We start from the raw sequence: 17,679 nt of genomic DNA on the forward strand, positions 1-17,679 counted from the left end.
GTATCGCCCGAAGCCGACGGCGAGGATCCGTCGCATCGAAGCGCGACCCGTGCAGCGTAGAGTCCAAAGGAGGCGGCGATGAATGTAGCGAGGCAGGTCGTGTCATTTCTCGGCTCGCGCGGCCTGAAACTGGTCACGGCAGAATCATGTACGGCCGGGCTGATCGCATCGTGTCTGGCCGAGGTGCCGGGCAGCGGAGCGTGTCTCGACGTGGGATTCGTCACGTACTCGCCGTCGGGCAAAGCGGGCTTTCTCGGTGTGCAGCATGCGACGATGCAGGCTCATGGCCTGACGAGCGAGCCCGTCGCACGTGAGATGGCGGCGGGGGCGTTGCAGCAGAACGCCGTTTGCGCGGACGTTGCGGTGGCCAACACGGGCGTTGCCGATGCCGTGCCTTCGAGCGGACCGCCTCCCGGTACGCAATGCTTCGCGTGGGCTTACCGGCTTCGCGATGGCAGCATCGCTGCTTTTACGGAGACGCGCCAGTTTTCGGGCAGCCGTAACGAGATCAGGCGTCAAGCCGCGCGCTACGCATTGTCTCGCGTCGAGCATTATTTCAATGCGCTCGGCGCCCGCCGATGATCCTGCCGCGCGATGTCGGGCGGCCCGCCCGGCGTTTCGGGCAGCAGCGTGCTCTCGCCGCGGTAACGCGCCGGCGCAGCGCCCATCACCGATACGGAGATCGAACATGACTGTCGATGTGTCAGCATTCCAGCGCGACTGGCAGCAGCAGGTAATCCGCGAGCTATGCGTCGCTGCGCATTTCGACGCGAACGCCGAACGTGAGCGGCGCGTCGAGTTCCTCAGCGATTACCTGTATTCGAACGGGCTGCGCACATACGTCCTCGGCATCAGCGGAGGCGTCGATTCGTCGACTGCGGGGCGGCTGGCACAACTCAGTGTGGAGCGGTTGCGGGCGAAAGGCTATGAAGCGCATTTTCTCGCCGTGCGATTGCCGTACGGCGAGCAGCGCGACGAAGCGGATGCGCAACACGCAATGCAGTTCATCCGCCCGGATGAGGCGCTGACAGTCAATGTGAAAGAACCGTCCGATGCGATGCTGTCCGCGCTCAAGCGCGCGGGGGCGCAGTACGCCGACGACTTCCAGGAAGACTTCGTGCTCGGCAACATCAAGGCGCGGCAGAGGATGATTGCCCAATATGCGATCGCGGGTGCGAGAGCAGGCGTCGTAGTCGGCACCGACCACGCGGCAGAATCGCTGATGGGGTTTTTCACCAAGTTCGGGGACGGTGGCGCGGATATTCTCCCGCTTGCCGGCTTGACGAAACGACGCGTGCGGGAATTGGCGCGAGCGCTAGGCGCGCCCGACCATCTGGTGATGAAAGTACCGACTGCCGACCTCGAAACGCTGACGCCGCAACGACCCGACGAAGACAGCTATGGGATTGCCTACGACGACATCGACAATTTCCTCGAGGGCCAATCCGTCAGCGACGAAGTCCTGACCACGATCCGGCGCTTCTACATGGCGACGCGCCACAAGCGCGCATTGCCCGTGACGCCGGACCAGGCAGGCCAGCGTCCCTCCCCCTGAGAGGCCGCCCCGGAGGGCAGCCCGCGTCGAGCAGAACGGAACGCGGGGTCTGCACCGCCGCGTGCTAACGCGCAGCGATCATGCCGATGATGACCCCGCCGAGCATCGCGTACGCGATCGACTTCCATGGACTGTCGTGAACGAACGCATCAGTCGATGCGGAGGCTTCGTGATAGCTGTGCGCAACCGCCTCGCGCGCGTCCGCAAGTCGGCCTTTGATCAAACGCAGGCGCGGCGCCTTCACGGGTTCCTTGTCCCGTGTGCCTGCCGGTGCGCTTGTCGGAAACGAGAAGGTGTCGGCTGTAGGCTTTGCGAGCACGGCAGGCGCGGCCGCCTGGACCGTCGCGTCGCTCACGCTGTCTCCTGGCTGTGAGGCACCCAACACGCCGTTCGATTTAACGTCGGTATTCATCGCTGTTCTCCTGATCGGTTGCGGGATCTGGCATTGACACACGAACACGAGCAAGGCTTGTACCGCGCGAGTGGTCTTGCGTGCGGCAGGGGACGGCCGAGGAAGGCATGCACGGGCATGCGGGATGCAATATGTCGTCCGTCGCAGTCGCGGTGATTGCGACTCTGTGCTGCGCAAAGGAGAAAGCCATGACGACGAAAACCCTAAGAGATCTTTTTATCCATTCGCTGTCCGACATTTATAGTGCCGAAAAGCAAATGACGAAGTCGCTGCCGAAGATGGCGCGTGCATCGACGAACCCCGACCTGAAGGCGGCATTCGAGACGCACCTGGAAGAAACGCACGGGCAGATTCAGCGGATCGATCAGGTTGTGGAAGCAACGGGTGTGAAGCTCAAGCGCATCAAATGCGTGGCGATGGAAGGGCTCGTCGAAGAAGGACAGGAGCAGATCGACGAGATCGAGAAGGGCCCGGTGCTCGACACGGCACTGATCGCGGCCGCGCAAAAAGTGGAGCACTATGAAATCGCTTCCTACGGGTCGCTGATCGCCCTTGCAAATCAATTGGGCGAGACGTCGGCTGTCAAACTGCTTGGCGAGACGTTACAGGAAGAAAAGAGCACCGACGAAAAGCTGTCGCTACTGGCAGAAGAAAAAGTGGCGGCAGAGGCGCTCGGCAAGTAGCCTGAAACGCTGCGTCCGCTGCGAGACCATGCTGGCGGGCGCATGTCGAACGGGCGCCGCCCAATGGCATGCATGAACAACTATGAATACTGTGAAGCATGAGGTGTGGGGCGCTACGCGCCTCGCCAAAGAGAATGAAGAAGTTCGCGTGCTGGTGGTCGACGACAATGCAAGCGGCCGCGGCGCCATCGCAGCTTATCTGACGCTCGAAGGAATGAACGCCCGCGCCGTCGCGAGTTGCGCCGAGGCGCTGACAGTTTCCGCGGGGTGGAAGCCGGATATTGCGGTGCTGGACATCATGATGCCCGTTCAAGACGGATTCGAGACGGCGCAGGCACTGCGCGCCAGATTCGACGCAGGGCTTCTGATCGTTGCTTTCACGGCGACGGATAGCGCATTCGTGAAGGCGCATCCTGACAGTTTCCGGTTGTTCGATGGCTATTGCCAGAAAGGCACGTCCCCGCTGCACCTCATCCGAGTACTGGAAAGCCTGCTCGCTACGACGGCACGAAGGCAGTCGCCCGCGCGAGGCGCATGACGGGCCACGTCAGCACGAGTCGCATACGAACGCACTGAGCGGACAGATGCCCGGCATCTGTTGCGCGTTGCGAAAGGCAATAGGCGAGCGCAAGCCGATCACACGTTCGCTTCTTTCCTCGACAGCAGGATATCTCTCGCGGCTTCGAGCCGCCAAAGGGCCACGTCATGCGCAGCGGACGGCTGCAGGTCGGACAAGGTCGCTCGTGCCCGTTCGATCGCCTGACCGACGTCGTGCAAGACGACATTGATCACGGCCTGTTCCGTCGCCGTGGCCTGAGAAGTGTGTCCCGTTTCCATCTGGATGCCTCCTTCGTGATATCAGCGCGTGCCGCATCGGATGGCATCCCGCGTGCCAGCGCGCGAGTCGCGCGGGCGAGTTCGATGGAAAGCCCACGGTATTCGGTTAGACTGCGGTTTTCAGTCGGCGGACGGGATGCATTAGCGTAGACGTCCGTTGAAAGTCACAGATGTGACGGGTCGACGCTCACTCTCTCTCACGGATTCATGCAATGGACAACACGCTTGCGCGGTTGAGCAGCGACGTTCCCGGGCTCGACCAGATCTGCGGCGGCGGCCTGATCGCCGGCTCGTCGTACATCATCCAGGGGCGACCGGGCGCGGGCAAGACGATTCTCGCGAACCAGATCGCTTTCGCGCAGGCCCGACGCGGCAGCAAGGTGCTTTACGTGACGTTGCTCGCGGAGTCGCATGACCGCCTGTTCCAGTCGCTGTCCGCGCTCGACTTTTACGATGCGGCGCGCGTCGGCAAGGATCTGACGTACATCAGCCTGTTTCGGACGTTGCTCGATGAGGGGCTCGATGCCCTCGTCGCGACGCTGCGCGGTGAACTCGCGCGCCAGAAGGCGAGCATTCTCATTCTCGACGGCTTGCTGAATGCACGCGAAAGCGGCCAAAGCAATCTCGACGTCAAGACCTTCGTGGCGGAATTGCAGGGCCACGCTGCGTTCACCGGCTGCACGGTGCTCTTTCTGACCAGCGCAAGAATCGACGAGTCCAGCCCCGAACACACGATGGTCGACGGCGTGCTGCAACTGGAAGAAAGACTGTCCGCGTCGCGCACCGTGCGGCAGATCCGCGTCGCCAAGTCACGCGGCAGCGGCGCGCTGGGCGGGCTGCATCTGTTCGAGATCTCGCGGCGCGGAATCGACGTCTATCCGCGCCTCGAGGCGGCACTCGCGTCGCCGTCGGCCGCCGAACGGCCAGTCACGGCGCGGCTGACGACAGGCGTTGCGGGTCTCGACGAGCGACTGGGCGGGGGCCTGCCGCATAACTCGGTATCGGTGCTCGTCGGCCCTGCCGGCAGCGGCAAGACGACATTCGGCCTCACCTTCCTGAAAGAGGCGACGCGCGAGCGGCCCGGCGTGCATTTCGGCTTCTATGAAACACCCGAACGCCTCTGCACGAAGGCGCATGCGCTCGGGATCGACCTGCAGGGGCTGGCTGCGTCGGGTGCGCTGACACTGCTGTGGCGTCCGCTCACCGAAAACCTGCTCGACAAGCTCGCCTACGATCTGCTGCGGGCGGTTCGCGAGACCCGCGCGGAGCGGCTGTTTATCGACGGGCTCACGGGCTTCGAGCGGGCAACCGTCGACCCGCATCGCGTGGTCGAATTCTTTTCCGCGCTGACCAACGAGCTTCGCGCCGTCGGCGTGACGACGGTCTGCACGTGGGAAGTGAAAGAGCTGTCGGGTCCGTGGGTAACCAACCCTTCGCCAGAAATATTGAGCCAGCTGGACAACGTGATCGGCATGCAGCACGAGATGACGGGCGGCAGGCTCAAGCGCAGCATCACCGTGCTGAAAGTCCGCGACAGCCTCTTCGACACGTCGGTGGCGGAGGCCGTCATTTCCCGGGCGGGCACGGGTCTGCAGGTGACGGGGACGATGCCGGGCGGCGGCGCGGCGGCCGGATGCGGGGCCGGACACTAACCGGGCCTGAGCCAGCGCATGAACACCCTGGTTGTCGTCGATGACGAATCCCTGGTCACTGACTTTCTGACGTTCCTGCTGGAGGGCGAGGGCTATACAGTCCATGTCGCCGCGAACGGCAAGGAGGCGCTGGAGGTGATCGGCCGTGTGCGTCCCATGCTCGTCATCACTGACCTGATGATGCCGGTGATGTCTGGCCTGGAGCTTGCCAAAGCATTGCGGGCGCACGAAGCATTCGCGCGGTTGCCCGTGATCCTCTGCAGCGCCGCGGCGCACGCTGTCGCGCAGGAAGAGCGGACGCTGTTTTCGGCAATCCTTCAAAAGCCGCAGGCGCCCGCCGCTTTACTCAGCGTCGTAGCGCAGCACGCGCGCACGGCCAAAGATGAGCGCGCAACGAATTCCGATGAGCCGTAAAGCGGGCGTGCCTTGTTGTGTCGGAGCATGTGTGCAGCGCGTGTTCCTTTTCAGTGTCAGCTAGAAATCTTATCGGTGGCGAGCAGTTCATGACGCGTGTCCTACTTGTCGACGACGAGCCCGAATTGCTCGAAGCCTGGAGCTTCGCGCTCGAATACGTCGGTTACGACGTCGAGCGCGCTCGCGACGGCCGGCAGGCCCTCGCCGCGATCGAGCGTCAGCCGCCCGATCTGCTGATCACCGATCTGATGATGCCCGGCATGAATGGCGAAGACCTGTGCCGTGCGTTGCGCAGCGATCCCCGCTGGGCGGAGATACCCATTCTGCTGCATACGTCGGCCTATATCGGCGCGAACGACGGTGCCGCGCTGTGGAATGCCGTTCTTCGCAAGCCCGCTCGGATCGAGGACTTTCTCGCAACCGTTGCAAAACTTACTCAAGGGTGACCGACGATGCTCGCCAACCGGACGGGAGCAGGACGCGCCATCGACCTGGTGCAAGCGTGATGGAGGGGCGTTCAAGCGGCGCGGTCGCGCGTGCCCGGGCGGACGCGGAGGCACGGCTGTTCGACAGGCTGCCTGAAGCGTATCTCGTGCTCGATGCCGCGCTGTCCGTTGTGACGGCGAATGCGGCATGGCGCGAGCTGTTTGCGCCAGACGATGTGCGTCAGTGCGAACAGTTGATCCGCACACTCGTCATCGAGATGCGCGCCGGCGATCGCAGAGTGTCCCCCGTCTTCCGGCTCGATATCGGCACGCGCGACGACGACGCCCAAACACGGCCCCGCTACTGGCAAATGCACGCGTTCCTGCTCCCTGCGACCCCGCATGATCCGTCGTTGATCGGCGTGCGCTTCGACGACGTGACCGCGCGCACGCTCAGGGACGACGAGGATCGGCGGGAGAAGGGACTGTTGCGCTCGCGGGCGAGGCTGCGGCAACTTTTCGTCAAGGAAGCCGGCGAACGACTCGACGATCAGACGAGCAGAGTCGAACGGGCGCTTGCGACGGCGGGTGTCGGAGTCTGGCAGGTCGACGTGACGAGCGGCATCATCGACTGCAGCGAACGATGCCTGCGCGACCTCGGTCTCGGTCAAACGGCCGCATTGACGAAAGAGAGCCTGCTGGGCGAGCGGACCGGCCAGTTTGTCGCGAACTGGAGAGTGTTGCAATCCGGTCATCCCGTGGAGTTCGAGCTGAAGGTGCAGGCGTCGCAAGGTGGTTTGCGCTGGGTGCTGATTCGCGGTATCGGTCAGTTCGACGACGAGGGCACCATGTGCTCCGTGACAGGGTTCACGCTCGACATCACGGGGCGCAAGGAACGTGAACTCGAACTGGACGCGCTCGCAGGCGCGGAGCGCTCGGAACGTGAGCGCAGCGACGCCTTCGCAAAGGCGATGGATCAGTTTATCGCAGCCGTCAGCCACGAATTGCGTTCGCCCCTCAATGCCATCGTTTCGTGGGCAGAATTGCTTCAGCTCGTCGCGGACCCTGCGAACGTCGCGCGGGCGGGCGAAGCGATTCGGCGCAACGGCCGGCAACTATCGCGCATGGTCGACGACCTGCTCGACAGCGGCGCGGTCGCCACCGGGAAATTGTCGATGAACCTGCAGCCCGTCGACCTCGGCGCGCTCGCCGCGACCGTGGTGGAAGACGCGCGCAAGCTGATCGAGCACAAGGGTTTGCATCTGAGCACGTCGGACATCTACCCTTGCACCGTCATGGCCGACGACAACCGGATCAAGCAGGTTGTCTGGAATCTGCTGACCAACGCGGTCAAGTTCACCGATGCGGGCAGCATCCAGGTGTCGGTCGTTCCCAAGGGCGACCATGTGGAACTGATCGTCTGCGATACGGGACGCGGCATCGAGGCGCACGCGCTGCCACTGCTATTCGACCGTTTTCAGCAGGTCGCGCCCCACTCGAGCGGCCGGGTCGGCGGCCTTGGGCTCGGGCTGTGGCTGGCGAAGCACATCGTGCATCTGCATGCGGGCACCATCACCGTTTCAAGCGATGGACTCGGCAAGGGCGCACAGTTCGTCGTGCGCGTTCCTGCGACGACGACGCGCATCGATTGATGCCAGGGAAGCGAACGCGCTAGGCGACCATGGCAGGAAATTCATGGGGCGGCAGCGCTTTTTTCAAACGCTCGATACGCGCAAGATGATCGGCAACGACGGCCTGCCGCGACAACCCCGCGACTCTCGCTTCCCAGTAGGCAGGCGGAAACTGCGCCGCAGCGCTCATGCGCAAGACAAGCCGTTCAAGATGGGATAGCTCCCACTCGACGAAGTGCGTATGGTTCATCGTTCTTATGAGCGGTTTGTCATTGCGGACATCCGCCTTGTTGGTTATCGGTAAAGGACTGGCCGTTGACATTCGCCGCGGGCGCCACAAGCGGCCCTTGTCTCGCCCGTCAGCGGCGTATGACCCGTGCAAGCGGGAATGCGAATGAGCAATGCGCGTGCCCGGCAGCGGCGCGAGGCGCGTGCATCAGCGCTTGCGAGGAAGCTGCGCGTTCACCAGGGGATTGAAGCCTGTCGAAAGAGCGGAAGGGACTGAAGGCGCCGCGGCGCGCTTGCGCTCAGGCGCTTTGCCGGTACGGCGCTTTCGTCGGCTTGCGGCGTGAAGCTGTTCGACGAGCGCTTCGTCGTCGTCCGAGGGTGCTTCGCGGTCACGACGGGTTTGATGCTTGGTCGGCGCAGTGCCCGCATCGGGGGATGTGTCGCCCGTCGCTTCGCCAGCCGTCAACTGCGCGATGATCCGCGCGAAATCGCGCGCGGCATCTGTCGGCGTATGCGTTGGCATCAGTGTCGAAACCACGATGTCGTGAAAAGTACGGCCGTCGACGGATTGAACGTCGACTTCCGTGTCCCACTTCACCCTGGCATCGGCAAATGCGCCCAGCACGCGCTGCAGGACGGCCGGCGACAGCACGCCGCCGTCGTACAGCGCCACCACGGCCCGTTCGGCGACGCGAAACAGGAGCGAGGTCTCGCGTGCGGCCACTATTCGAGGCCCGCTCGAGCATCGAGCCTGGCGGAGCGCAGGCCGTTTTCTTCTTCGTCGGGTTCGGGCGTGGGCGCGAGCGGATCCATGTCCGGCGGCAAGCCGGGCGCAGGACGCGGTTGCTGCCCGGGATCGTCGACAGGCTGGTTGGCCGGGTCCGCGATCGGGTCGATTGTCGGGTCGGTTTGCATCATGTGATTTCCTTTCGCAAATGGAAAAGCGCGCCTCGCTCGATCTGTCTCCGGATGGAAACTGCGAGGCAGCATCCCGGCATTACGATTTGTCCTCTTGCGGCGGCGGTTTGGTTTCAGACAAGTCGTCCTTTCGAACTTCGGCTTGACGGACGGTCGTGCCGTCGTCGCCCGTCTCCGAGATATCGGTTTCGAAGGTTTCGCCTTCGTTCGACTGGGTAGTGCCGGGATCGGCGGGCTTGCCTTGGCCCTCTTGCTGCCGTGTTTGTCCAGTGGTCATCGTGTGCTCCGACTATCAATAGCGAAAGACGCAGGGAAGGTGCGGGGTGCCGTACGGCGCTCGAGTCGCACCGCCGCATGTCTGATCCAGCATCCGTAGTTCCTGACATTGCACGGGGCCGACGAAACGATCTGCGTACGGCGTTCACCAGCCGGCGCTGTCATACCGGCGGGCTTTTGGAGGTGCACCGCTTCGCGGCCGTTTCGAATGGCGCGCATCCATCGGTGTCCGGGGGCTGCATCTTCCTGCAGGTGCAACGCTCGTGCTCGCGGTCGCCCTCGCGCCGACCGACTCCGTACTCGCGAATGAACTACGTGTGCGCGAAGCCGGCGATGACGAGCCGCTGCGCTTCGCACTGTCAGGCGAAGGTGGCTGCAATGCAGCGCGTCCGTTCGTCCGTTAGCGGGAGCATGCGTTATGCCTTTACGGTCCGGCTGTCCGTGGCTTCGTGTCGTATGTGACCGCGGCCGGGGCACAGCGTATGCTGCGTGGACGCATCTGCCATCACGTTGTCGAGTGCAATGAGCGACGTCGTCCGTCATCGCCCTGAGACCGGCCATGTGCACATGCGCCTGCCCATCGCCGCGCTGTTGGCCGCATGGGCTGCGCTGGATGCGGGCGCCGCGCCGCAACAAAGCGCGCTTGAGCCGGCAGGCATACAGGCCGAGCGCATCCTCGACCTGTGGAACCTGACGCTGATCGTCTGCGGCGCCGTGTTCGCGGCGGTGCTGCTTGCGATGTTCATCGCGCTGCTGCGCGCGCAGCGCAGCGATGCAGCGACGGCGCCCGAGCCCATGCCCGATGACCGTGCCGAAAGACGCACGCGGCGCGGGGTGATTGCCGCTTCGTCGGTATCCGTCGCGTTGCTGGTGGGCCTCGTCGTCGCCGACGTGCTGACCGATCGCGCCTTGTCGAAGCTGCCCGTCGCGAATCCCGTGCGGATCGAATTGACCGGCCAGCAGTGGTGGTGGCAGGCGGTGTACCCATCGGACAGTGGCCAGCCCGGCTTTACGACGGCCAACGAACTGCACGTCCCAGCTGGGCGGCCCGTCGTCGTCGCGTTGAAAGCGGGCGATGTCATTCACACGTTCTGGGTGCCCAATCTGCACGGCAAGAAGGACATGCTGCCCGGCATCGCGTCGACCATCGAGTTTCGCGCGGACAAGCCCGGCGTGTATCGCGGACAGTGCGCCGAGTATTGCGGCGCCGAGCATGCGTTGATGGCGATGCTCGTCGTTGCCGAATCGCCGGCACAGTACGGCGCATGGCGCGAGCATCAGGCGGGTGCTGCCGTATCGTCTGCCGATGCGCTCGCGCAACGCGGGCGGCAAGTCTTCGAGCGCTCGACCTGCGCCGGATGCCATACGGTGCGCGGCACGGCAGCGCAGGGAACGCTCGGGCCGGATCTTACGCATCTGATGAGCCGTCAGACGATCGCGGCAGGCATGTTCGCGAACACGCAAGCCAACCTGCTGCACTGGATCCGCGATCCGAATGCGCTGAAGCCGGGCACGACGATGCCCGCCGTGCCGCTCACGGCCGACGATCTGCGCGCGGTCGTCGCGTGGTTGGGGACGCTCCAATGAGCGCGACGGGCTCGCGCGTTGTGAGCGATCAGAACCTCGAACTGAAAGACGGTCCCGACGCACCGCGCGGCACGCTCGATGCGTTGGCGCAAACCTGGCGCGATCCGCCCGGACTGATCGGCGTGCTGTCGGCCGTCAATCACAAGACCATTGCACGCCGCTTCATCGTGACGACGTTCGTGTTTTTTCTGCTGGCGGGATTGCTCGCACTCGCGATGCGCGTCCAGCTCGCGCGCCCCGACAATCGGCTGATTTCGCCCGATCTCTATGACCAGCTGTTCACGACGCACGGCTCGGCCATGATGTTCCTGTTCGCCGTGCCTGTGATGCAAGCCGTCGCTGCGTGGCTCGTACCGCTCATGGTCGGCGCGCGCAGCATCGCGTTTCCGCGCATGAATGCGTACGCCTACTGGGTCTTTCTGTTCGGCGGCGTGTTGCTGTTCGGCGCGCTCGCTGTCGGCGCAGGTCCGCGCGCGGGCTGGTTCAGCTATGTTCCGCTCGCGGGCCCGGATTATTCAACCGGGAAAGGCTCGGACATCTGGGCGCAGATGATCACATTCACCGAGCTTTCGGGGCTGCTCGAAGCCGTCGTGCTGATCGCGACGATACTCAAGATGCGCGCGCCGGGCATGTCGCTGAGCCGCATGCCGCTGTTCGTGTGGGCCACGCTGGTCACGCAGTTCATGGTGCTGTTCGCGATGCCTGCCGTGATGCTCGCGAGTACCGCGCTGATTCTCGACCGGCTGGTCGGCACGCAGTTCTACAACCCTTCGCTCGGCGGCGATGTGCTGTTGTGGCAACACCTGTTCTGGTTCTTCGGGCATCCCGAGGTGTACCTGATCTTCATACCGGCGCTCGGTCTTATGTCGTCGATCATCGCGACATTCTCAAGACGTCCCGTATTCGGTTATCCGGCGATGGTGCTGTCGTTGATCGCGACCGCGTTTCTCGCCTTCGGGCTATGGGTGCATCACATGTTCGCGACCGCGGTGCCCGAGCTCGGCAAGAGCTTCTTCACGGCGGCGAGCGTCATGATCGCCGTTCCGTCGGGCGTGCAGATCTATTGCTGGCTGGCCACGCTGCTGACCGGGCGGCTCAATCTGAAAGTGCCGCTCTTTTTCGTACTGGCGTTCTTCTTCAATCTCGTGCTGGGGGGCATGACGGGTGTGATGCTCGGTTCGGTGCCGCTCGATTTGCAGGTCCACGACACCTACTTCGTGGTCGCGCACCTGCATTACGTGCTGATCGGCGGGGCGGTGTTTCCGCTGTTCGGCGCGATCTATTACTGGTTTCCGAAAGTAATGGGCCGCATGCTCGACGAGCGGCTTGGCCGATGGCACTTCTGGCTGTTCTTCATCGGCTTCAACGTGACGTTTTTCCCGATGCATCTACTGGGCTTGCAAGGGATGCCGCGCCGGGTGTGGACCTATCCGCACGCAATGGGATGGGACGGAATGAACCTGGGCGCCACCGTCGGCGCCTGCGTGATGGCCGTAAGTATCGTGATCTTTCTGTTCAACGTGGCGCTCAACGCGCGCCGTGGGCGGCTCGCCGGTGCGGACCCGTGGGGCGGCGGCTCGCTCGAATGGAGCGTGTCGAGCCCGCCGCCGCCGCACAACTTCGATGCATTGCCTGTTGTGTACGCACAGGAGCCGCTGTGGTCGGCGCGCCGCGAGCCGCGCTTCGTGTCGGGACTCGCCGCCACGGCGCGCGAGGTGCTGACCACTTCCGCACTCGACGCGATACCCGACACGCGCCCGCTGTTTCCATCGCCGTCTATCTGGCCGTTCATCAGCGCGATCGCTACGACGGTCTTCTTCATCGGCTCGATTTACACGCCTTCGGCTGTCTGGTGGGGCACAGTGCCCGTGGCGATGGCGATGGTCGTCTGGTTCTGGCCGACGCGGCGCGAGAATGCCGTTGCGCGCGCGCTCGAGCGTTGGCCGGAACAGGCGGGGCGCGCGCAAAAGACGCGTGTACCGCACGCCGCTTCATCGCGCGATGGTTCGTCCCTGGATGCCCAGCCGTCGACGCTCGATGTCCGCGCATTGCCCAGCTTCGGCTTTGGCGCGCGCAGCCTGATGTGGTGGGCAACAGCGGGGCTCATGCTGATCGAGGGCACAGTCTTCGCGCTCGCGGTCGCCGTCTATTTCTATCTGCGCACGGTGAACGCGTCATGGCCAATGCATGCACCGCCGCCGTCGCTGCTGTGGGGTTCGCTGAATACGGCCGTGCTGATACTGAGCGTGGTTCCCAACGAACTCGCAAGACGTGCCGCCAACCAGGGCAATCGCGAACTGGCGCGACTGTGGCTCGCGGTATGCGTCGGCTTTGCGTTGATCTTCCTCGTGCTGCGCGGCTTCGAATTCACTGCGCTCAACGTGATGTGGTACGCGAACGCATACGGATCGATCGTCTGGACGCTGCTGGCTCTGCACACGACGCACCTGATCACGGACACCGTCGATACTGCCGTGCTCGCGGTGCTGCTATACACGGGACCGTACGAAGGCAAACGGCTCGTCGACACCAGCGAGAACGCGTTCTACTGGTACTTCGTCGTATTGAGCTGGCTGCCGATTTACGCGGTGATCTATTTCGCGCCACGGATGTCGCCATGAACCCGTCTTTCGCATCGTGGGCCGGACTGCTTGCAGCGCCCGTCGTCGTGCTCGGCGCGCAAAGTCTCAACTATGCGCTCGTGCATGTGGCCTGCGCGCAGCGAAACACGCTCGCGCTCGGGACCGTCAGCGCCGTCGCATTTGTGTTTTCGGTTGCCGCTGCCTGGCTCGCTTATCGACGCTGGCGGCGCGTATCCCGATCCTGCGAAGCCAGCGCGTCGGACAACACCATTCCCGCTGCCCAAGCAGCGTTCTTTCCGCTGATGGCGATGCTGGTGGCTGCACTCTCGGCGCTGATCCAGTTGATGATGTGGTTCCCACAATGGTTGCTGTCGCCCTGTCTATGAAGCGCGCTGCCCGCCATCTTCGTCTTCGCGTCATGCGCATGTCTGCGCTGACGCTCGCGCCGGGTGTTGCGTACGCGCATGGACTCGCCGGGCCGGGAGACAGTCCGCCGTCGTTCGGATGGACGTACGAGCCGTGGGTTGTCGCGCTGATGGCAATGAGCGCCGCGGCATACGCGGCCGGCTATTGGCGGTTGCGCGCTCGCGCGTCGCCGCGATCGCGCAGCGCGCGCGTGCGGGCGGTGCATCTGATTGCCTTCGTCAGCGGCTGGGTCGCGCTTGCGCTCGCGCTGTTCTCGCCGCTCGACACGCTGAGCGGCGCGCTTTTTTCGGCGCACATGGTGCAGCACGAATCGATGATGCTGATCGCGGCGCCGCTGCTCGTGGCGGGCCGCCCGCTCGGCGTCTGGATGTGGGCGTTGCCCCGGCGCGCGCGTTCGGCGGCCGGGCGGTGTGTGAGAGCGCACATGTTTTCGTACTGCTGGCGAGGACTGACAGCGCCGTTGACGGCCTGGCTGCTGCATGCCGCCGCACTGTGGGGCTGGCATATGCCGACGATGTTCCAGTCGGCACTGCTGCATCCGTGGGTTCACTCGCTTCAGCACGCGAGCTTTCTGCTGACCGCGCTGCTGTTCTGGTGGACGGTTGCGGGCGACGGCGCACGGCGGCAGAAGGGCGGTCATGCGATGCTGTCGCTCTTCACGACGATGGTTCACACGGGCGCCCTCGGGGCGTTGATCACCCTCGCGACCGGCCTGTGGTATCCGCTGTATGTCGAGCCTTGCCGCGCGCTGGGCGTCGATCCGCTGCGCGACCAGCAGCTGGGCGGGCTCATCATGTGGGTGCCGGCCGCCGCTGCGTATCTGATCGGCGGGCTGGCGATAGCTGCGCGCTGGCTGACGCATCGCAATGCGTCAGCGGTGGCGATCGGGCAAGCCGTCATCGTGCCGCGGGATGGCTCGACATGACCCACGCGTCGATTCGCTGGCTGGCGGCCTGCCTGTTCGTGTCCGCATGGGCGATTGCAATCGCGGCGGCATCGCCCGATGAGAACACACGCACTGCTTCCTCAGCGAAGATCGCCGCGGATCGCGAGACGCTTCAACGCGGCGAATATGTGGCGAAGGCGGGCGACTGCGCGGGCTGCCATACGGCTGTCAAAGGCAAGCCTTACGCAGGCGGGCTCGGCCTGGGCTCGCCATTCGGCACGATCATGTCGAGCAACATCACGCCCGACAGGCAATACGGCATCGGCCAATACACGTACGAAGAGTTCGAGCGCGCGCTTCGCGAGGGCGTTGCGCGAGGGGGCAAACGGCTCTATCCGGCGATGCCGTACCCGTCGTTTGCGAAGGTGACGGACGACGACATGCACGCGCTCTACGCGTACATGATGCAGGGTGTGGCACCCGTCGCCCAGCCGACGCCGCCTTCGGACGTCGCTTTCCCGTTCAACCAGCGCTGGACGTTACGCTTCTGGCAACTCGCGTTCGCGCCGAAAGGCGTGTACCAGCCGCGCGCCGGGCGCGACGCGCAGTGGAACCGCGGTGCCTATCTGGTGCAATCGCTCGGCCACTGCGGCGCGTGCCATACGCCGCGAGGCGCGGGCTTCCAGGAGCGCGGCTATGACGAATCGAGGAAAACGTATCTGACGGGCGGCGTCAACGATCACTGGTTCGCGCCGAACCTGACGGGCGACAACGGATCCGGGCTGGGGAGAATGAGCGAGGCCGACGTTGCGTCGTTCCTGAAGACGGGACACGCCGGTGGAGTAATCGCATACGGCAGCATGGTCGAACAGATCGAAGACAGTTCGCAATATCTGACGTCCGCGGATGCGCAGGCAATCGCGCATTATCTGAAGTCACTGCCCGTGCAGAATCCGTCTGGCACCTACACGCCGCATGCCGATCCCGCGCGTTCGTCCGCCAATGGCAGCCGCGTGCCGGATGAGCTTTCTCTCGGCTACAACGTGTACCGGGGATTCTGCGCGAGTTGCCATCGCGATGACGGGACAGGCGTGCCCCAAACATTTCCTTCGTTGGCGGGCAATCCGTCCGTGCTCACGGAAGATACGACGTCGCTGATACGGCTGCTCGTGGAAGGCGGCAATAGTCCATCGACGCTCGCGGGACCTCCGCGCCAGTCGATGCCCGGTTTTGCAGCGACGCTCGCCGATGTCCAGATCGCTCAGGTGCTGACGTATATACGGAGCGCGTGGGGCAACAACGCTCAGCCGATCACGGCCAACGACGTCAGTTCGCTCAGAAGCAAGCTGCACAAGTAACGACGGCTACGCCACTGCCTTCACGAAGCGCGTGAGGAAAGTGCGCGTCGTGCCGTCGGGAAACAGCACGGCGACCTGTTCCGCCGTTGCAAACGATACTTGACCCGTGCCGTACTTTCGCACGCGCACCGATTGGCCGCGTGCAAAGCCGCGTTGCGCATCGAGCGTTTTGCGCGCGGTATCCATCATGCGGCCTTGTGCGGTCGAGGGTGCTTTCACGGGCTCGACATGCGGCGGGTCCAGGCAGTTGTCACAGGTGCCGCAGCGCTCGACTCCTTCGTCATGGCCGAAGTGTTCAAGTATCGTGCGCCAGCGGCAGCGCCCTGTCTGTGCATAGTCGATGATCTGTTCGAGCGCCGCGCGGTCGCGTTCCGCCAGATCGCTATAGCGTTCCAGCGCTGCAACGAGCGCATCGTCTTCTACGGTTTCGTCGCGCAACCCATAACGGCGCGCACGGTTGCGCTTCACGAGCTGCGCGTCGAGCATGATCTTCAGCGCGACCTGCAGCTTGTTGCCGCCGACGTCGCCGAGCAGTTTCGCAAGATCGCCCGCGCTGACACCCGTACCCGACGCGGCGTCGGATCGCCGCAGCGCATCGTGCACGCGTGCGACGAGGTCGCGGTCCGGATAGCGCCCAATCATCAGAAATTGCTGCACACGCCGGTCGCTCAGGTCGAATAGCAGCATGCAATCGGCGGGCTCGCCGTCGCGTCCGGCGCGTCCCGTTTCCTGATAGTAGGCGTCGATGCTGCCGGGCATCTGGTAGTGCACGACAAAGCGTATATCCCCTTTGTCGATGCCCATGCCGAACGCGTTGGTCGCGATCATCACGCGCGCCTCGCCGCGCATGAAGGTGTCTTGCGCTGCATGACGGGCGCGCGCCGTGAGCCGCCCGTGATAGAGCGCGGTTGTCACACCCCATTCGCGAATCGCGGCGGCGAGCCGCTCCGCTTCGCGCACCGTCGCCGTGTAGACGATGCCGGGCCCTTCGCGTGCGATCAGCAGTGCCTGGATGCTCGCGAGCTTCGCTTGCGCGGATCGCGCCGAAGCGCGACCCTTGCCGCCCGAGACCGAGGTCTGCTTCACGCTGTAATGGAGATTCGGGCGATACACGCCTGTTTGCAGCACGCGCGGCTCGCGCATGCCCAGCGTGCGCACGATATCGTCGACGACAGCTTCCGTCGCGGTGGCGGTGAGCGCGAGAATCGGCGGCCGACCGAGACTTTCGACGGCATCGCCGATCTGCAGAAACGCCGGCCTGAAATCGTGACCCCATTGCGAGACACAGTGCGCCTCATCGACGACCACGAGGCTCACGCGCCAGTCTTCGCCTCTTCTGTTGTTGCGCCGGGTTGTGCCGGCGTGGACACGCGTCGTGAGCGCATCGAGCAGCATTGGCTTGCCCAGTTGCTCCGGTGTGACGAATACGATCGCGCGGTCTGACGTGCCGATCATTTCGGATGCAGCGCGTTCTTCATCCGCTTTCAGCATGCTGTTGATCTGGACGGCTTTGATGCCCGCACCGAGCAACTTGTCGAGCTGATCCTTCATCAACGCGATGAGTGGCGAAACGACGAGTGTCAGACCGTCCAGGTGCAGGGCGGGCAACTGATAGCACAGCGATTTGCCCGCCCCCGTCGGCATGATCGCGAGCGTGTCGCGGCCCTGCATCACGCTTTCGATGATTTCACGCTGGCCGGGCCGCAGCGATTCGAGCCCGAACACCTCGTGCAACGTTCGGCGCATTGCGCGCATGGTCGCATCGGTCGAAGCCGTCATCGTGTGCTTCCTCTTTGTTGTTTCGGCGAA

At 64.1% G+C, this 17,679-nt stretch carries 20 protein-coding genes and 1 pseudogene; 14 read left to right on the forward strand and 7 right to left on the reverse strand.

The window, feature by feature from the left end:
- Positions 1-78 precede the first annotated feature (78 nt).
- Both BPHY_RS23990 and nadE read left to right on the forward strand, forming a co-directional pair.
- On the forward strand, positions 79-582 hold the full coding sequence (locus tag BPHY_RS23990; RefSeq protein WP_012404055.1) for a CinA family protein: 504 nt from the start codon (positions 79-81) through the stop codon (positions 580-582).
- A 106-nt stretch (positions 583-688) separates the two neighbouring features.
- Entirely contained in the window at positions 689-1,555 is an 867-nt protein-coding gene (nadE, locus tag BPHY_RS23995; RefSeq protein ID WP_012404056.1) for an ammonia-dependent NAD(+) synthetase, read from the forward strand.
- Between the two features lie 64 nt (positions 1,556-1,619).
- On the opposite strand, the gene BPHY_RS24000 is transcribed toward nadE, so the two are convergent.
- Entirely contained in the window at positions 1,620-1,967 is a 348-nt protein-coding gene (locus tag BPHY_RS24000) for a DUF883 family protein (protein ID WP_012404057.1), read from the reverse strand.
- Positions 1,968-2,155: 188 nt separating this feature from the next.
- Here BPHY_RS24000 and BPHY_RS24005 point away from each other — a divergent pair, with 188 nt between their 5' ends.
- Both BPHY_RS24005 and BPHY_RS24010 read left to right on the forward strand, forming a co-directional pair.
- A complete protein-coding gene (locus tag BPHY_RS24005; RefSeq protein ID WP_041765317.1) occupies positions 2,156-2,650 on the forward strand; it encodes a YciE/YciF ferroxidase family protein in 495 nt (164 codons plus the stop codon).
- An 82-nt stretch (positions 2,651-2,732) separates the two neighbouring features.
- Complete coding sequence (locus tag BPHY_RS24010) at positions 2,733-3,188, forward strand: response regulator (RefSeq protein ID WP_012404059.1); 456 nt, start codon at positions 2,733-2,735, stop codon at positions 3,186-3,188.
- A 98-nt stretch (positions 3,189-3,286) separates the two neighbouring features.
- Here the strand turns inward: BPHY_RS24010 and BPHY_RS24015 are convergent, their stop codons facing one another.
- The gene (locus tag BPHY_RS24015) at positions 3,287-3,487 is read right to left on the reverse strand and encodes a hypothetical protein (RefSeq protein WP_041764640.1); all 201 of its coding nucleotides are present in this window, start codon (positions 3,485-3,487) and stop codon (positions 3,287-3,289) included.
- Positions 3,488-3,699: 212 nt separating this feature from the next.
- Here BPHY_RS24015 and BPHY_RS24020 point away from each other — a divergent pair, with 212 nt between their 5' ends.
- The 4 genes from BPHY_RS24020 to BPHY_RS24035 all read left to right on the forward strand — a co-directional run bounded on the left by BPHY_RS24020 (position 3,700) and on the right by BPHY_RS24035 (position 7,630).
- On the forward strand, positions 3,700-5,139 hold the full coding sequence (locus BPHY_RS24020) for an RAD55 family ATPase (protein WP_012404061.1): 1,440 nt from the start codon (positions 3,700-3,702) through the stop codon (positions 5,137-5,139).
- A gap of 18 nt (positions 5,140-5,157) precedes the next feature.
- Entirely contained in the window at positions 5,158-5,553 is a 396-nt protein-coding gene (locus tag BPHY_RS24025) for a response regulator (protein ID WP_012404062.1), read from the forward strand.
- A gap of 89 nt (positions 5,554-5,642) precedes the next feature.
- Positions 5,643-5,999, forward strand: a complete 357-nt coding sequence (locus tag BPHY_RS24030; protein WP_012404063.1) for a response regulator — start codon at positions 5,643-5,645, stop codon at positions 5,997-5,999.
- Between the two features lie 59 nt (positions 6,000-6,058).
- On the forward strand, positions 6,059-7,630 hold the full coding sequence (locus tag BPHY_RS24035) for a sensor histidine kinase (protein ID WP_012404064.1): 1,572 nt from the start codon (positions 6,059-6,061) through the stop codon (positions 7,628-7,630).
- A 19-nt stretch (positions 7,631-7,649) separates the two neighbouring features.
- Here the strand turns inward: BPHY_RS24035 and BPHY_RS41885 are convergent, their stop codons facing one another.
- The 4 genes from BPHY_RS41885 to BPHY_RS24050 all read right to left on the reverse strand — a co-directional run bounded on the left by BPHY_RS41885 (position 7,650) and on the right by BPHY_RS24050 (position 9,032).
- A complete protein-coding gene (locus tag BPHY_RS41885; protein ID WP_157686691.1) occupies positions 7,650-7,931 on the reverse strand; it encodes a hypothetical protein in 282 nt (93 codons plus the stop codon).
- A 114-nt stretch (positions 7,932-8,045) separates the two neighbouring features.
- Positions 8,046-8,561, reverse strand: coding sequence for a hypothetical protein (locus BPHY_RS24040; RefSeq protein ID WP_012404066.1), 516 nt, complete (start codon positions 8,559-8,561; stop codon positions 8,046-8,048).
- Positions 8,561-8,755, reverse strand: coding sequence for a hypothetical protein (locus BPHY_RS24045; protein WP_322789031.1), 195 nt, complete (start codon positions 8,753-8,755; stop codon positions 8,561-8,563). The genes BPHY_RS24040 and BPHY_RS24045 overlap by 1 nt, the downstream gene beginning before the upstream one ends.
- Before the next feature lie 79 nt (positions 8,756-8,834).
- Positions 8,835-9,032, reverse strand: coding sequence for a hypothetical protein (locus BPHY_RS24050; RefSeq protein ID WP_012404068.1), 198 nt, complete (start codon positions 9,030-9,032; stop codon positions 8,835-8,837).
- A gap of 250 nt (positions 9,033-9,282) precedes the next feature.
- Between BPHY_RS24050 and BPHY_RS41430 the strand changes: the two are divergent.
- The 6 genes and pseudogenes from BPHY_RS41430 to BPHY_RS24075 all read left to right on the forward strand — a co-directional run.
- Positions 9,283-9,426, forward strand: a pseudogene (locus BPHY_RS41430) (cation:proton antiporter); the annotation flags it as partial.
- Positions 9,427-9,553: 127 nt separating this feature from the next.
- Entirely contained in the window at positions 9,554-10,618 is a 1,065-nt protein-coding gene (gene coxB, locus BPHY_RS24055) for a cytochrome c oxidase subunit II (RefSeq protein ID WP_012404069.1), read from the forward strand.
- A complete protein-coding gene (ctaD, locus tag BPHY_RS24060; RefSeq protein ID WP_012404070.1) occupies positions 10,615-13,239 on the forward strand; it encodes a cytochrome c oxidase subunit I in 2,625 nt (874 codons plus the stop codon). The genes coxB and ctaD overlap by 4 nt, the downstream gene beginning before the upstream one ends.
- Positions 13,236-13,586, forward strand: a complete 351-nt coding sequence (locus BPHY_RS24065; protein WP_012404071.1) for a hypothetical protein — start codon at positions 13,236-13,238, stop codon at positions 13,584-13,586. The genes ctaD and BPHY_RS24065 overlap by 4 nt, the downstream gene beginning before the upstream one ends.
- A gap of 32 nt (positions 13,587-13,618) precedes the next feature.
- Positions 13,619-14,551: a cytochrome c oxidase assembly protein gene (locus tag BPHY_RS24070; protein WP_052306180.1), complete on the forward strand. Its 933-nt coding sequence runs from the start codon at positions 13,619-13,621 to the stop codon at positions 14,549-14,551.
- Positions 14,548-15,870, forward strand: coding sequence for a c-type cytochrome (locus BPHY_RS24075; protein ID WP_012404073.1), 1,323 nt, complete (start codon positions 14,548-14,550; stop codon positions 15,868-15,870). Before BPHY_RS24070 ends, BPHY_RS24075 begins: the two co-directional genes overlap by 4 nt.
- Positions 15,871-15,876: 6 nt before the next feature.
- On the opposite strand, the gene BPHY_RS24080 is transcribed toward BPHY_RS24075, so the two are convergent.
- Positions 15,877-17,649, reverse strand: coding sequence for a RecQ family ATP-dependent DNA helicase (locus BPHY_RS24080; protein ID WP_012404074.1), 1,773 nt, complete (start codon positions 17,647-17,649; stop codon positions 15,877-15,879).
- Positions 17,650-17,679: the final 30 nt, after the last annotated feature.

This window comes from Paraburkholderia phymatum STM815 (assembly GCF_000020045.1).
Lineage (GTDB): Bacteria > Pseudomonadota > Gammaproteobacteria > Burkholderiales > Burkholderiaceae > Paraburkholderia > Paraburkholderia phymatum.

Excerpts from the sequence above, each read along its gene's own strand:
- BPHY_RS24035 (WP_012404064.1), top strand. The coding sequence starts at position 6,059 with ATGGAGGGGCGTTCAAGCGGCGCGGTCGCGCGTGCCCGGGCGGACGCG.
- BPHY_RS24045 (WP_322789031.1), bottom strand. The coding sequence starts at position 8,755 with ATGATGCAAACCGACCCGACAATCGACCCGATCGCGGACCCGGCCAAC.
- coxB (WP_012404069.1), top strand. The coding sequence starts at position 9,554 with ATGAGCGACGTCGTCCGTCATCGCCCTGAGACCGGCCATGTGCACATG.
- BPHY_RS24020 (WP_012404061.1), top strand. The coding sequence starts at position 3,700 with ATGGACAACACGCTTGCGCGGTTGAGCAGCGACGTTCCCGGGCTCGAC.
- BPHY_RS23990 (WP_012404055.1), top strand. The coding sequence starts at position 79 with ATGAATGTAGCGAGGCAGGTCGTGTCATTTCTCGGCTCGCGCGGCCTG.
- BPHY_RS24075 (WP_012404073.1), top strand. The coding sequence starts at position 14,548 with ATGACCCACGCGTCGATTCGCTGGCTGGCGGCCTGCCTGTTCGTGTCC.
- BPHY_RS24080 (WP_012404074.1), bottom strand. The coding sequence starts at position 17,649 with ATGACGGCTTCGACCGATGCGACCATGCGCGCAATGCGCCGAACGTTG.
- ctaD (WP_012404070.1), top strand. The coding sequence starts at position 10,615 with ATGAGCGCGACGGGCTCGCGCGTTGTGAGCGATCAGAACCTCGAACTG.
- BPHY_RS24065 (WP_012404071.1), top strand. The coding sequence starts at position 13,236 with ATGAACCCGTCTTTCGCATCGTGGGCCGGACTGCTTGCAGCGCCCGTC.
- BPHY_RS24005 (WP_041765317.1), top strand. The coding sequence starts at position 2,156 with ATGACGACGAAAACCCTAAGAGATCTTTTTATCCATTCGCTGTCCGAC.
- BPHY_RS24025 (WP_012404062.1), top strand. The coding sequence starts at position 5,158 with ATGAACACCCTGGTTGTCGTCGATGACGAATCCCTGGTCACTGACTTT.
- BPHY_RS24015 (WP_041764640.1), bottom strand. The coding sequence starts at position 3,487 with ATGGAAACGGGACACACTTCTCAGGCCACGGCGACGGAACAGGCCGTG.
- BPHY_RS24010 (WP_012404059.1), top strand. The coding sequence starts at position 2,733 with ATGAATACTGTGAAGCATGAGGTGTGGGGCGCTACGCGCCTCGCCAAA.
- BPHY_RS24000 (WP_012404057.1), bottom strand. The coding sequence starts at position 1,967 with ATGAATACCGACGTTAAATCGAACGGCGTGTTGGGTGCCTCACAGCCA.
- BPHY_RS24070 (WP_052306180.1), top strand. The coding sequence starts at position 13,619 with ATGCGCATGTCTGCGCTGACGCTCGCGCCGGGTGTTGCGTACGCGCAT.
- BPHY_RS24030 (WP_012404063.1), top strand. The coding sequence starts at position 5,643 with ATGACGCGTGTCCTACTTGTCGACGACGAGCCCGAATTGCTCGAAGCC.
- nadE (WP_012404056.1), top strand. The coding sequence starts at position 689 with ATGACTGTCGATGTGTCAGCATTCCAGCGCGACTGGCAGCAGCAGGTA.
- BPHY_RS24050 (WP_012404068.1), bottom strand. The coding sequence starts at position 9,032 with ATGACCACTGGACAAACACGGCAGCAAGAGGGCCAAGGCAAGCCCGCC.
- BPHY_RS41885 (WP_157686691.1), bottom strand. The coding sequence starts at position 7,931 with ATGTCAACGGCCAGTCCTTTACCGATAACCAACAAGGCGGATGTCCGC.